This is a genomic window from Neoroseomonas lacus (genome assembly GCF_014644535.1).
Taxonomy (GTDB): Bacteria; Pseudomonadota; Alphaproteobacteria; order Acetobacterales; family Acetobacteraceae; genus Neoroseomonas; species Neoroseomonas lacus.
This window is the reverse complement of record NZ_BMKW01000005.1, coordinates 362,272-374,932: the sequence shown is the minus strand read 5'-3', so window position 1 is coordinate 374,932 and position 12,661 is coordinate 362,272. Positions and strand designations below refer to the sequence as shown.

Genomic DNA, 12,661 nt, shown 5'->3' with positions numbered 1-12,661 from the left:
GCGGTGGCCCTCCCCTGCCAGCGCGCTCACCTCGGCCAGATGAACGGCGCCGCCGGATCCCCCGCGAAGGGGTCCGGCCCATCGGCGATGGACGCGGCCAGCAGCCCCTCCGCCGCCCGCGCCAGCCGCGCGAGGCTGCGCCGCCACGCCGACAGCAGCTCCACATCCGGCGCCGCGCGGCCCATCGCCTCGTCGAGCCAGGCGCCATAGGCCCCCGGCATCGCCGTCAGCAGCCGGGCGAACAGCAACCCGTCACGCGTCGTCAGCCCGGCCGGCAGGCCAAGTTCCCCCGCCGCGCTCATCGCAGCCTGCAGCGCCGGCCCGCCGGGCGCGGCCACGGCCAGTTGCAGCGCCTCAGCCTCCGCCCGGAAGGCGCAGGCGAGATGCGGTTGCGGAGTCGGCCCCAGCCGCGCCGCCTCCAGCCGCATGTCGAGCATCCGGGCTGGGCCATCCGACAGGAAGGCCATCCTCGCCCGCCCCGTCATCACCGGCAGGCGATCGTCGAGGAACCGCCGGCCGGCGACCAGCGCCAAGGCGTCGCCCGCCGCGCCGGGCCCCGCCGCGGCGCTCTCGAGCACCAGGGTCGACAGGCGGAAGCCGACCGCGCGCATGCCCTGCATCGGCGCCGGCAACAGGCGCAGCTTAGCGGCATGGAACCAGAATTCGGCGCGCACCTCCCCGGCCATCGCCGCGTCGTCCCAGGCGAAGTCGAGCACCGCCATGCTGCCGAGCCGGCGCGGCGTGACCGCGAGCCGATGGCCATTCAGGAAGATCGCGACATCAGGCACCGGCTCGGGATCGACCAGGGCGAGATGCGCCTCGCCACGCCCCGCACCGGCCGGCAGATGGACGCGCAACACCGAGAAATGCCCCGGCCCGCTCCAGCGATACCCGGTGGCATCGCGCAGCTCGGCCGGATGCCAGCCGCTGCCCTCGATGCCGAACAACATGTCGTGCACATGGCGCCGTCGCCAGTGGGCCGCTTCCATTCTCACTATTCCAATGTCCAGGCTTGGCGCTCGGCGAGGCGAACCACCTCGATGCCGAAGCGCGTGCCCGCCGTCTCGGCCAGTTCGGACAGGGGATAACCCTCCTGAGGCGAAGCCGCCACCGCCGCGAGCATATCCGCCGTCGCCTCGGCGATGCTGCCCATGCCAAGGCCTGACAAGGCCGCCCGGCGCGGCGCGACATGCGCCATCATGCTGCGCAGCGCCGCAAGCCAGGCTGGCCGCTGCCACGCCGCACGATGCGACAGGTGCCGCACGCCGGCGCATTGCACGACCTCGACCGGCAGGCCGTGCAGCAGGGCATCGAGCAGGATCCAGTAATCCCACCACGGCACGCCGAGGGCAAAGCCGCGCATGTCGAGCATCATCGCAAGTTCGCGCGGCATCAGCAGCAGGTCGTACCCATAGCGATAATACGGCCCCTCTTGCTGCCCGGGATGACCGAGGTCCATCCGATTGCAGGCGAGGATTCCATGCCGCGCCCGCGCCATCAGCGCATGACGTCGGCCAGCGTCGAGGTCGAACCGGATATCCGCATTGACGATGCCCACCACCGAGGCCCCGGTGCCGACCGCCTGGCCCAGCGCATCCCACACCCAGGTGCCGGGCCGGCCGAAGGCCTCCGCCACGCCAGGCTTTGCCGCCACCGCCGAGACACCGTCCGGCAGGTTGGTCAGCGTGCCCAATTCCTCGGCCGGATTGACCGACAACACACGCCAGCCCGGCGCCGCCCAGGATGCCGCGCAGGCCGCGCGCCACGCCGGACCACAGTCCTCGCCGCCGGGCGCCGGGCGGCGCATGGAAGGCGGGATGGAGGTGGCGAGGACGACCTCAGTCACGGGCATCCAGCCGCCGCGCCTTGGCGACATTCCAGGCAATGCCGATGCTGCGGAAGGCATGCCCCGCGATGGTGCGCAGCCGCGTCTCGACCGGCGCGGCGATGTCGCGCAGCGGGGTCCCGTTGCTCGCCCGGGCGAGTTCGCGCCCCAACGCCGTCGCCAGCGCCACGCCGCGGCCATTGCAGCCGGTCCAGCTCAACACGTCGGGGGCGAGTTCATAGACATGCGGCATCTTGTCCGCGGTGGCGGCGATATAGCCCCACCAGCTGTAGTCGAAGCGAATTTCGCCGATCTGCGGATAGACGCGGCGGAGCCGCTCGGCGATGCGCGCACGGATGCGGCTGTCCCAGCCGAAGGGGATCATCAGCCCACCGCCGGTCACCAGCCGCCCATTCGCGTCGAAGCGGTAGAAGTACAGATCCCCCCGCGTATCCGACAGCGCATGGCCTTCCGGCAGGATGGTCTTGCGGATGTTGTCCGACAACACCGAGGTCGCCATCTGGTAGGACCGCACCGGCACGATGGTGCGCTTCAGCCCGGGCCAGAAATCCCCGGTATAGGCCTGCGTCGCGATGACGATGCGTTCGGCGGTGAGCGTGCCGCGCGGCGTGTCGAGCGCCCAACCGCCCGGCACCGGCCTGATCGCCTGCACCGGACTGCCGGTGTTCACCACTGCCCCCGCGCCGATCGCCACCCGCGCCATGCCGCGCGCAAGGCCCAGCGGATTGATCCGCCCCCCCGTCGTGTTGCCCCAGCCGCCATGCCAGTGGACCGAACCGGTCAGCGCCGCCATCTCGTCGCGCGAATACAGCCGCACCGGCGCACCGCGGCGCCCCCACTGCTCGGCCCGCGCCGCCGAGAGCTTCAGCCGCGACGCGCGATGCGCCGGCTGAATCCAGCCATTCTGGACCGCCTCGGCCTCGATGCCGTGGCGGCGGATCAGGTCGAAGGTGAAGGCGGCGCTGTCGCGGATCAGCCCGACCAGCGCCTCGCCCTTCTCCCGCCCGCCATTCTCGGGCGCGACGGCCGCGACGATGTCATCGGGGTCGATGCGCGAGAGCGTCGGGATGACCTGGCCATTGTTGCGCCCCGAGGCGCCCCAGCCGATCTCGGCCGCTTCCAGCACGGTCACCGGCACCCCGGCCTCGGCCAGGTGCAGCGCGGTCGACAGGCCGGTGAAGCCACCACCGACCACCGCGACGCCGGTCCGTGCCTCCCCCATCAACGGCGCCGTCGGCGGGGCGGCGGGCGCGGTGGCGGCCCACAGGGTCGGCGGCATCGGCGGTGTGGTCATGTGGTTTTCCGTCCGGTGAACAGCACGGCCGCCAGCATGCCGCCCGCCGCCAGCGTCGCCCCGAGCCCCTGAAGGAGCGAGATCGGCTCATGCAGCAGTAGGCCGGCGAGCAGAAGGGCGGTCACGGGCACCATGATACCCAGGGTGGCCGCTCGCGTCGGCCCGAGCAACTCGACCGACCGCGCATAAAGGAACATCGCCAGCGCGCCGAGTGCCACACCCTGGGCAATGAACTGCACCAGCAGCGGCCCCGCCGGCAGCGCCAGCACCGCCGCCGCCCGCCAGGGCAGCCAAAGCGGCAGCACCGCCACGGCGGAGATCATCGTCACCGCCGCCGTCGCCGGGATGGCCGGCACCTGCCAGCGGCGCAGCAGCAGGGTGAAGATCGCCCAGGTCGTGCCCGCCAGCACCAGCAGGATATCGCCTCGCCAGGCCCCTGGAAAATTGCCCGTCACGCCGTCCCAGCCGATCATCAGCACGCCCACGCCCATTACCGCGAGGGTCGCCGCCCGGCCGCGGCTCGGCCATTCGCCGATCATCGGTATGGCGAGCAATGCACCGGCGATCGGCATCACCATCGGCGCGATGGTCCCGCCATGCGCGGCCGGCGCATAGAGAAGCGCGCAGACGAACAGCAGCAGGTTCGGCGCGCCCCCGAAGGACGCCAGCACCAGCAACCGCCACCAGCCGACGCGCGCCAGCGCCTCCCGCGCGCGCCACGCCAGCGGCGCCAGCAGCAAGGCGGCCGGCCCGTAGCGGAACGCCGCGAGGTCGAGCGGATGGAACCCCTGCCCCGCCAGGGCGGGCCGCGCCACCACGGCATGGCCGCCCCAGATGATCGAGCAGGCAATGCCGAAGGCCAGGCCGAGCAGGATCTTCGGATTCATCGGGGCGGAACCTGCATCGCGGGACGCGTTTCGGATACGTCGCGGCGACGCGCGTCAGCCATGCCCGATGAGGCCGGCCGTCACAAGAGCGACGATGGTCGCGCCGGGCCGGCCGTGGCGGCACGCTCGCCGTCCGGACGGCACCGGCCGGCATCCGACAGGCCAGAAACGCCCTGGCGATCAGGCCGCGAGGACGCGGTTCAGGTCCGAGCAGAAGCGGCCATAGGGCAGGCCATAGGCGTGGATGGACACCGCCGTCTCGGTGCCGAGATTGGCCAGCCGATGGATCGCGTCCGCCCGCGCCGGGCCGAAGGTGATCTCGCCCGGCCGACGCAGCGCGACGCCCGTCAGCAACGGCGGGCCGCCGGCCTCGTCCTCGGCATAGAAGGTCTCGGTCATGGTCGCGTGGTGGAAGGCGACAGCGCACCACGCGTGATGGCCATGCACCGGCGACATCTGCCCCGGCCGCCACACCAGCGCCGCGACCGCCCAGCCGCCCTCGGCATCCTCGTGCAGCAAATGGCGGATATAGGTTTCGGCGCGACAAGGGCAGTCATGGCCGGCGAGCAGCAGCGGGTCGGTCGCATGCGGCGCCATGGCCGCGGCGACGGCGGCGGAGGGGTCGCCCTCGACGCTGTCCAGCGCGGCGCGGATGGCGTTCACCATGGCATCGAGACGCGTGCGGGTGGCGATGACGTTCATGCGCGTGTCCTGCGATCAGGCCGGAAGCGGTGCCCGAATGCACCGCACCGCAGCAGGATAGCCGAGAGATAATTATCGCTCAATTTCTATTTTGCATGGAATGAACATCCATCGCATATCGATGATGAGGATTTTTCATCTCCCGCCAAATGCGCCTCCGTCGGGTAGCCCGATGCGGAACGGGCGGCATCGGGTCCCTCATCGGCCGCGGCCCGAACGCCGCCGGCTCGGCGTCCCATGCCGGCGGCCGGGTTCCTCGACCGCTGGAATCGGCGTTTTCAGATCCTCGAACGCCGGACGTAAACCTCCGGTCTGCTTGGCGTTCGCCGGGCTCGCGGCCTCGGCGCCACCGGCACGACCGATGGCGGCATGACCGACGCGGATGTGGAGAAGAATGCGCGCGCCGCCGCCGCCGCGACCGGGTCCCAGCCCGCCCGAACCGATCGGCGACCGTCAGGCGACGGTTTTCTGGAACGCCACCTGGTAGGTCGAGTGCCAGTCGAGCAGCCGCAGGCGCCGGCGGAAGATGGTGGTGAAGCTGTCGATCGCGATCTTCGGGGTGTCGAGGACGTCCTCCTCGCCCGGGCGCTGCCGCTGCCAGATGTAGTCGTCGCAGATCACCACGCCGCCGCGGCGCAGCAGCGGGAAGGCGAGCACCAAATCCTCCAGCACATCGGCCGCCTGGTGCGACCCGTCGACATAGACGAAGTCGAAGGTGCCGGCGAAACCCTTGGCATGGAGGTCGCGCAACGCCGTCGAGGAAAGCGCCCTGTGCCCAATCACCTTGTGCTGCGGAAAGCGCTTCAACATCGCCGCGACATTGGTCCGGAAGCGGTCGAACACCGCATCCATCGCGATCCCGCCATGCTCCACGCCACCGGCCCAGCTGTCGACGCAGTGGATCTCGCCGCTGAGATCCGGCGGCAGGATGTGCTCGAGCATGAAGCAGGTGGAGCGGCCCTCGAAAGCGCCGATCTCCAGGATGCGCTGGGGTCGCGGCATCACGCGCGGGAACAGGTGCTTCCAGGCCGGGATCGACCGGCTGAACCAGTCGGCGGTGAAGGCCGGCGTCGAGGCGCCGTCGGTCTGGGAGCCGCCCGACATGTGGGGAACCGCCTGTCGTATTCGTGATGTCTGATCGACGGCGCGTATTTGGCACCCCGGGGCGCGGATTGGCTACCCACCGCGCAAACGCAACGCGCGCCGGGCGTGAGCCACGGCGCGCGTGAAGCAACGGGTGGCCGGCGCGAGGCCGGCCGATATCAGGTCAGCGGCTGTAGAATTCGACGACCAGGTTCGGTTCCATCTGGACCGGGTAGGGCACGTCGGACAGCTTCGGCGCGCGGAGGAACTTGCCGCGCATGGCGCGGTGGTCGATCTCCACATACTCCGGCACGTCGCGCTCGCCGGACTGGGCGGCGTCGAGCACGGCGACGAGCTGCTTCGACTTTTCCTTCACCTCGATCTGGTCGCCATCCTTCACCAGGTAGGACGGGATGTTCACGCGCTTGCCGTTCACGGTGATGTGGCCGTGGTTGACGAACTGGCGCGCGGCGAAGGGGGTGACGGCCAGCTTCATGCGGTAGATCACCGCATCGAGGCGACGCTCCAGCAGCTCGATCAGGTTCTCCGAGGTGTCGCCCTTCCGGCGCACGGCTTCCTCGTAGTACTTGCGGAACTGCTTCTCGCCGATGTTGCCGTAGTAGCCCTTCAGCTTCTGCTTCGCCATCAGCTGCACGCCGAAGTCGGTCGGCTTCTGCTTGCGGCGCTGGCCGTGCTGGCCAGGGCCGTATTCGCGCTTGGAGATGGGCGACTTCGCACGGCCCCAGAGATTGACGCCGAGGCGGCGGTTGATCTTGTACTTGGATTCTGCGCGCTTGGTCATGCGCTGATCCCGCCGCGTTAGGCGGTCGGGCCTTCTTCGCTATGCCCCTGGGGGCTGTTGTCCCGGTAGTCCCCCGCCCGGCTTGGGCGGCAGCGGGCGCGGACCCCGAAGGCCCGTCCACGTTCCCGGAAGGAAGGCGGCCACATAAGTGCCCGGGCGGGCCTTGTCAAACCGGCGCTGCCCGGCCTACTCGCCGGCCATGGTATCGCGCTCGGACATCCTCGTGCTCGGCCTCACGGCGGGCGTCATCGGCAGCCTGGTCGGCGGGCTCATGCTCTATGCCGGGCTCGCGCTCGTCATGGCGGGCAATCATGCCGGCTGGGTGCTCGCCCTGCCAGCCGCCCCGGCGGGCGGCGGGATCGGGCTGCTGCTGGCCCGGAAGCTCGCGCGACAGCTCTAGGCGCCGCCATACGCCTTACCGCGCGGTCCGCCGGCGGCGACCCGCCGGCCATTCGCCCGCCAGATAGGCCGACACCGCCCGGTGATAGTCGCCCAGGCCGGGCCGTGACCCACCGCCGCCCACCAGCCGGTTCATCGCCCGCCACCGGCGCAGCACAGTGGCCGCCGCGCCCGCATGAGGCCCGAAGCCCGCGCCATCCGCCGCGATCAGGCCGAGCGCCCGCGCGTATTCGGCATCGAAGCGCCCGCCCTCCGTATCCGTCGCCTGGCCCGGACGCAGCTGGTAGCGATAGGCAAGGCCTTCGGCCACCGGCACTTCGCCGCCCGCCGCGGCGAGGACGGCGAGGTCGAACAACACATCGTCGATCAGCCTGAACGGCCGGAACATTGGCGCGAGATCCCGCCGCGCGATCAGGTGCAGCGAGGCGAAAGCCGAGGCCCAGCCCGCGAAGCCGAAGCGCCGCACCCCCTCGGCCGGGACGCGCCGCACCGCCTGGCCCGCCGCATCGCGCACGACGCTCGGCACCACGACGGCGCCGGCAGGCCCGACCGCCGCCAGGGCACTGGCAAGCGCATCGACCGGCCCCTCCAGCGCGTCGTCGCCGTCGAGCATCAGCACATGGCGGCCCGTGGCGAGTGAAAGCGCCCGGTTGCGCGCCGCATACGCGCCGCTGGCCACCGGCCCGACCAGGGTGAAGCGCAGCCGGGCATCCGCCGGCAGGATCCCGGCGTAATCCGTGCCGTCATCGGAGGCGACCACGACCTCCACCGCGACGCCGGCGGCGCGTTCGAGGACCGAGGCGACCGCGACCGGCACCTCCCGCCGCAGGCGGTGGGCGGCGATCAGGATGGAAAGGTCCGGGCGGCGCATGGCGCCCTTCTGTGCCAGCCGGGACGACCCGAGGCGAGACCCGCGCGGCAAATTTCATCCACAGACTCATCCACAAGCAAAAGCATTTGACTGTGGCACTGGAACCTAAATAGAACACGCTTGACGTTGCCCATTTGTTCCGACCGAGTCGCAAGGCCCGGCGCCTGGAGGAGGAGCAGGAATGCTCACGCGCAAGCAGCACGAATTGCTGATGTTCATCGACCGCCACCTGCGCGAGACAGGGTTCTCCCCCTCCTTCGAGGAAATGAAGGGCGCGCTCAGCCTCAAGTCGAAGTCAGGCATCCACAGGCTGATCACGGCGCTGGAGGAACGCGGCTTCCTCCGTCGCCGCGCCCATCGCGCCCGCGCGCTGGAAGTCATCCGCCTGCCGGAGAGCCTGGCCCCGCGCGCCGCCCGCGCCACCGCCAAGTCGCCCGAGGCACCGCTCGGCCCCAATGTCATCCGCGGCCCCTTCGGCACCCATGCCCCGGCCCGGCCGGCGGCCGACGCACAGGACAACGCGCCGATCACCCTGCCGCTCTATGGCCGCATCGCCGCCGGCCTGCCGATCGAGGCGCTGCGCGACAATGGCGCGAGCGTGGACGTCCCCGCCTCGCTGATCGGCAGTGGCGACCATTACGCACTCGAGGTGGCTGGCGATTCCATGATCGATGCCGGCATCCTCGATGGCGACACGGTCATCATCCACCGCGCCGAGACGGCCGAGAACGGCTCTATCGTCGTCGCCCTGGTGGATGAGAACGAGGTGACGCTGAAGCGCATCCGCCGCCGCGGCAATTCGATCGCGCTGGAACCGGCGAATCAGCGGCACGAGACGCGGATCTTCGGACCGGATCGCGTCAAGGTGCAGGGTCGCCTAGTGGGCCTGCTGCGGCGGTATTGAAGCCCGCGCGGGTGCCCTCGGCATCCGCGCCTATTCGACCGGCGCGCTCGGCAGGGCCTCCCGCCCCCGTGGCACCGGCATGGGCGGCACCCAGGGCCGCTCGCCGCGCCAGGCGCGGTCCGAGACGACGCGAATGCCATCCGGCTCGATCCACACCGCGTGCGGCCCGTTGCGCCACACGGAGAAGCGGTCGATCACCTGGCTGCCGGCGCAGCGCCCACGCAGCGGTTCCGCCGAGATCACGAGCCCGACGCGACCGCAGGCCTCGCCCGGCGCGTCGCCGCGCAACAGCAGCGCCACCGGCCCGTCCACCACCGGCTGCAGCCGGCATGCACCCGGCAGGCAGGCGATGGCACCGCCCGCCTCCTCGCCGCTCGACGGCAATGCCCGCGCCGCCGTCAGCCCATGCGCCCGCAGCCAGAAATCGCGCGTCATCGCCGAAGCGCCGGACTGCCGCTGCACCCACATCTCCCCGCCCGCCATCACGCCGAGCAGCCGCGCATCCCCCGAGACGAACAGGTCCGGCGCCCGATGCAGCATCGGGCTCATCAGCCCCAGCACCAGCACCGGCACCCCGAGCCACCGCCACCGCAGCCGCCACAGGCAAAGCCACACCATGCCGAAGGCCGCTGTCGCCAGCCCCCAGGGCGGCAGCGGCCGTGCGGTCTGCGCAGCACCCGGCCAGGACGCGACCTCCCGCGCCACCACCAGCACCGCCTCGCACCCCCAGCCCATCACCCACAGAGCCGGGCCGTCCAGGCCGAGCGGCATCAGCGCCGCAGCGAGCATCCCAGCCGGCATGACCAGCACCGAAGTCAACGGCACCGCCACCGCATTGGCCGCCACGCCATACCATTGCAGCCGGCTGAAATGCGCGAGGCCGAAGGGCGCCGTCGCCATCCCCGCCAGCACCGACGTCCCGACCAGCCCCGCCGCGAGCACCAGCCCCTTGCGCCACGAGGCGCCATCGCCGCGCAGGCGCCTCATCGGCTCCTTCAGGATCTCCCACCCGGCGATCAGCGCGAGCACGGCGGCGAAGGACATCTGGAAGGACGGACCGAGCAGCGCCACCGGGGAGATCAGCATCACCGCCGCCGCCGCCAACGCCAGGCTGCGCATGGACACCGCCTGCCGCCCTGTCAGCAGCGCCAGCGTCACCAGCACCGCGGAGGCGAAGGACCGCTGCATCGGCACCTGCGCGCCCGTCAGCATCATGTAGAACCCGCCGGCGACCAGCGCGGCGACCCCGGCGACCGCCTTGCCATCCACCCGCAAGGCCAGCCAGCGCCAACAGGCGATGAGCAGCCGCACCACCCAGAAGCTCACCCCCATCACGATGGCGATGTGCAGGCCCGAGACCGAGAGCAGATGCGCCAGCCCCGCATCCCGCATCGCCGTGAGGTCGGCGGCCGGAATGGCGCTCTGGCCGCCCGTCAGCAGTGCCGCGGCGACAGCCCCGGCCGCGCCGGGCAATGCATTCGTCGCGCGCGCCTCCAGCGCCGCCTGCAGGCCCGACAGCGGCTGGCTGCCGCCCGCCGCGGCGACGACCTCGGACGGGCCGATGGCGAAGCCCGACCCGCCCTCCCCGGCGAAGAAGGCCGCGCGCTGGAAGTCCCACGCCCCGGGGAAGGCTGGCGCCGAGGGCGCCCGCACCAGGGCGCGGACGGCGACGCGATCGCCGGGCTGCGGTCGCGCCGGGTCATTGGCGCGCAGCCGGACGCGGAAGCTGCGGGGCTGCACCGGCTCATCGGGGCCGAAGCGCACCCCGGCGAGGGTCAGGCGCCGGCCCGCCGGCAGCAGGTCCACATGCTGCACGATGCCGTTTAGGATCACCGCCTGGCGTGGGGGCGTCGCCAATGGCGGGGCGCGCCAGCCATGCCAGGCCGCAGCCCCGAAGCCGAGCGCCGCCGCCCCCGCCAGCCCGATCACCCAGCCGGCCTGCGGCATGCGTTGCGCCACCAGCACCGCGACCAGGATCAGCACGGGGGCCAGCAGCAGGGTCCAGCCCGGCGGTTCCTCCCGCAGCCCGAAATAGGTGATCACCCCCGCACCCATCGCCACCGCCAGCCAGGGCGCCAACCGTCCGCGCTCGCCGGCCAGCAGCAGGCCCGCCCCGCCGGCGATGGCGCGCAGGCGGTCGACAGCGTGCCTCGGGGCCATGCGCGTCACGGTGCTGGACAGGGGTCGGTTCCACAACCTGTGCGTTCATTCTACCCACAACACCGTCGGGCGCGGGAGGGGCTTGCGCCCCGCCGCGTTCACCCCTTCCGCCGATCCGGTATAAACGTCGGTCTGGTAAGTCCGGCACCGGCCCGCACCCCAACCCGGCCACCCACGTCAGTATCCTGGAATGGGCGACCGGGTTGGGGTGCGGGCCGGTGCCGTCTAATCGGAAATGCTCTAAGAAGCCCCCCCCCGCCAAGAAGCTCAGGTATCATGTCCGTCCGCACCCGTTTCGCTCCCTCCCCCACCGGCTACCTGCATATCGGCGGGGCGCGCACCGCGCTGTTCAATTACCTGTTCGCCCGCCACCATGGCGGCACCTACCTGCTGCGCATCGAGGACACCGACAAGGAACGCTCCACTCAGGCAGCGGTGGACCAGATCCTGGAAAGCCTCGCCTGGCTCGGCCTGTCCCCCGACGAGGCGCCGGTCTTCCAGGCCAGCCGCGAGGCGCGCCATGCCGAGATCGCCCGCGCCTTGCTCAACATGGGCAAGGCGTATCGCTGCTGGGCGACGCCCGAGGAACTGACCGAGATGCGCGAGCGCGCCGCCGCCGAGGGCCGCCCGCCGCGCTACGACCGCCGCTGGCGCGACCGCGAGCCCGGCCCGGAGCAGGAAGGCAAGCCCTACGTCATCCGCATCAAGGCGCCGCTCGAGGGCGAGACCGTCGTCGAGGACCTGGTGCAGGGCGAAGTGCGTGTCGGCAACGTCGAACTCGACGACATGATCATCCTGCGTTCGGACGGCACGCCGACCTACCTGCATGCAGTGGTGGTGGACGACCACGACATGGCGATCACCCATGTCATCCGCGGCGACGACCACCTGACCAACACCTTCCGCCAATGCATGGTCTATGACGCGATGGGCTGGCGGCGCCCGCATTTCGCGCACATCCCGCTGATCCACGGCGCCGATGGGTCGAAGCTGTCCAAGCGCCACGGTGCGGTCTCGGTGCTCGACTTCCGCGAGCAGGGCTACCTGCCCGAAGCGGTGAACAACTACCTGCTGCGCCTCGGCTGGGGCCATGGCGACGAGGAAGTGGTCCCTCACGACCGCGCCGTCGAGCTGTTCGATATCAAGGATGTCGGCCGCTCCGCCTCGCGCATGGACTACGCCAAGCTGACGCATCTCAACGCCGTCTATCTGCGCCAGACCGACGATGAACGGCTGACGCGCGAGGTGCTGGAATTGCTCGCCAGGCGCGGCGTGCTGTTCGGCACCGATGGCGCGCAGCGCGTCGGCATGCTGATGCCCGACCTCAAGGAACGCGCGCGCACACTGGAGGAACTCGCCGGTGCCGCCGCCTTCGCCGCGCATGAAGGCCCGCCGGCGATGGAGGAGAAGGCGCTCGCCCTGCTGACGCCCGATGCGAAGGAGCGGCTGCAGAACCTCGCCGAATTCCTCGCTGATGCGCCGTGGGAGAAGACCGATCTCGAGCAATGGCTGCGCGACTACGCCGATGTGAAGGGCGTGAAGCTCGGCCAGGTGGCGCAGCCGCTGCGCGCCGCGCTGTCGGGCAGCACGACCAGCCCGCCGATCAATTCGGTGCTCTGGGCGCTGGGGCGGGATGAGAGCCTGCTGCGGATCTTCGCCGCGGCGAGCGACTGACGACACAGCGCGGCGGGCCCATGCAGCATGGGCCCGCCT

General features: G+C 71.2%; 12 protein-coding genes. 3 read left to right on the top strand and 9 right to left on the bottom strand.

What is annotated here, in order from left to right; genetic code table 11:
- Positions 1 to 26 precede the first annotated feature (26 nt).
- The 7 genes from IEY36_RS12415 to rpsD all read right to left on the bottom strand — a co-directional run bounded on the left by IEY36_RS12415 (position 27) and on the right by rpsD (position 6,614).
- A complete protein-coding gene (locus IEY36_RS12415) occupies positions 27 to 989 on the bottom strand; it encodes a hypothetical protein (protein WP_188967379.1) in 963 nt (320 codons plus the stop codon).
- 5 nt (positions 990 to 994) lie between these two features.
- A complete protein-coding gene (locus IEY36_RS12410) occupies positions 995 to 1,846 on the bottom strand; it encodes a hypothetical protein (protein ID WP_188967378.1) in 852 nt (283 codons plus the stop codon).
- Positions 1,839 to 3,140 carry an NAD(P)/FAD-dependent oxidoreductase gene (locus tag IEY36_RS12405; protein WP_188967377.1) on the bottom strand — a complete coding sequence of 434 codons (1,302 nt, stop codon included), beginning with the start codon at positions 3,138 to 3,140 and terminating at the stop codon, positions 1,839 to 1,841. The genes IEY36_RS12410 and IEY36_RS12405 overlap by 8 nt, the downstream gene beginning before the upstream one ends.
- Positions 3,137 to 4,027, bottom strand: a complete 891-nt coding sequence (locus IEY36_RS12400; RefSeq protein WP_188967376.1) for a DMT family transporter — start codon at positions 4,025 to 4,027, stop codon at positions 3,137 to 3,139. The genes IEY36_RS12405 and IEY36_RS12400 overlap by 4 nt, the downstream gene beginning before the upstream one ends.
- Positions 4,028 to 4,207: 180 nt before the next feature.
- Positions 4,208 to 4,729, bottom strand: a complete 522-nt coding sequence (locus tag IEY36_RS12395; protein WP_188967375.1) for a cysteine dioxygenase family protein — start codon at positions 4,727 to 4,729, stop codon at positions 4,208 to 4,210.
- Positions 4,730 to 5,182: 453 nt separating this feature from the next.
- The gene (locus IEY36_RS12390) at positions 5,183 to 5,833 is read right to left on the bottom strand and encodes a class I SAM-dependent methyltransferase (RefSeq protein WP_188967374.1); all 651 of its coding nucleotides are present in this window, start codon (positions 5,831 to 5,833) and stop codon (positions 5,183 to 5,185) included.
- 163 nt (positions 5,834 to 5,996) lie between these two features.
- Positions 5,997 to 6,614 (bottom strand): 30S ribosomal protein S4, encoded by a 618-nt coding sequence (gene rpsD / locus IEY36_RS12385; RefSeq protein WP_188967373.1) that lies wholly within the window; start codon positions 6,612 to 6,614, stop codon positions 5,997 to 5,999.
- Positions 6,615 to 6,762: 148 nt separating this feature from the next.
- On the opposite strand from rpsD, the gene IEY36_RS12380 reads away from it, so the two are divergent.
- The gene (locus IEY36_RS12380) at positions 6,763 to 7,014 is read left to right on the top strand and encodes a hypothetical protein (protein ID WP_229681272.1); all 252 of its coding nucleotides are present in this window, start codon (positions 6,763 to 6,765) and stop codon (positions 7,012 to 7,014) included.
- A 15-nt stretch (positions 7,015 to 7,029) separates the two neighbouring features.
- On the opposite strand, the gene IEY36_RS12375 is transcribed toward IEY36_RS12380, so the two are convergent.
- Positions 7,030 to 7,884, bottom strand: coding sequence for a glycosyltransferase family A protein (locus IEY36_RS12375; protein ID WP_188967372.1), 855 nt, complete (start codon positions 7,882 to 7,884; stop codon positions 7,030 to 7,032).
- Between the two features lie 181 nt (positions 7,885 to 8,065).
- On the opposite strand from IEY36_RS12375, the gene lexA reads away from it, so the two are divergent.
- The gene (gene lexA / locus IEY36_RS12370) at positions 8,066 to 8,788 is read left to right on the top strand and encodes a transcriptional repressor LexA (protein ID WP_188967371.1); all 723 of its coding nucleotides are present in this window, start codon (positions 8,066 to 8,068) and stop codon (positions 8,786 to 8,788) included.
- Between the two features lie 30 nt (positions 8,789 to 8,818).
- On the opposite strand, the gene IEY36_RS12365 is transcribed toward lexA, so the two are convergent.
- Positions 8,819 to 10,948, bottom strand: a complete 2,130-nt coding sequence (locus tag IEY36_RS12365; protein WP_188967370.1) for a ComEC/Rec2 family competence protein — start codon at positions 10,946 to 10,948, stop codon at positions 8,819 to 8,821.
- Positions 10,949 to 11,224: 276 nt separating this feature from the next.
- On the opposite strand from IEY36_RS12365, the gene gltX reads away from it, so the two are divergent.
- Positions 11,225 to 12,622 carry a glutamate--tRNA ligase gene (gltX, locus tag IEY36_RS12360; RefSeq protein WP_188967369.1) on the top strand — a complete coding sequence of 466 codons (1,398 nt, stop codon included), beginning with the start codon at positions 11,225 to 11,227 and terminating at the stop codon, positions 12,620 to 12,622.
- Positions 12,623 to 12,661 lie beyond the last annotated feature (39 nt).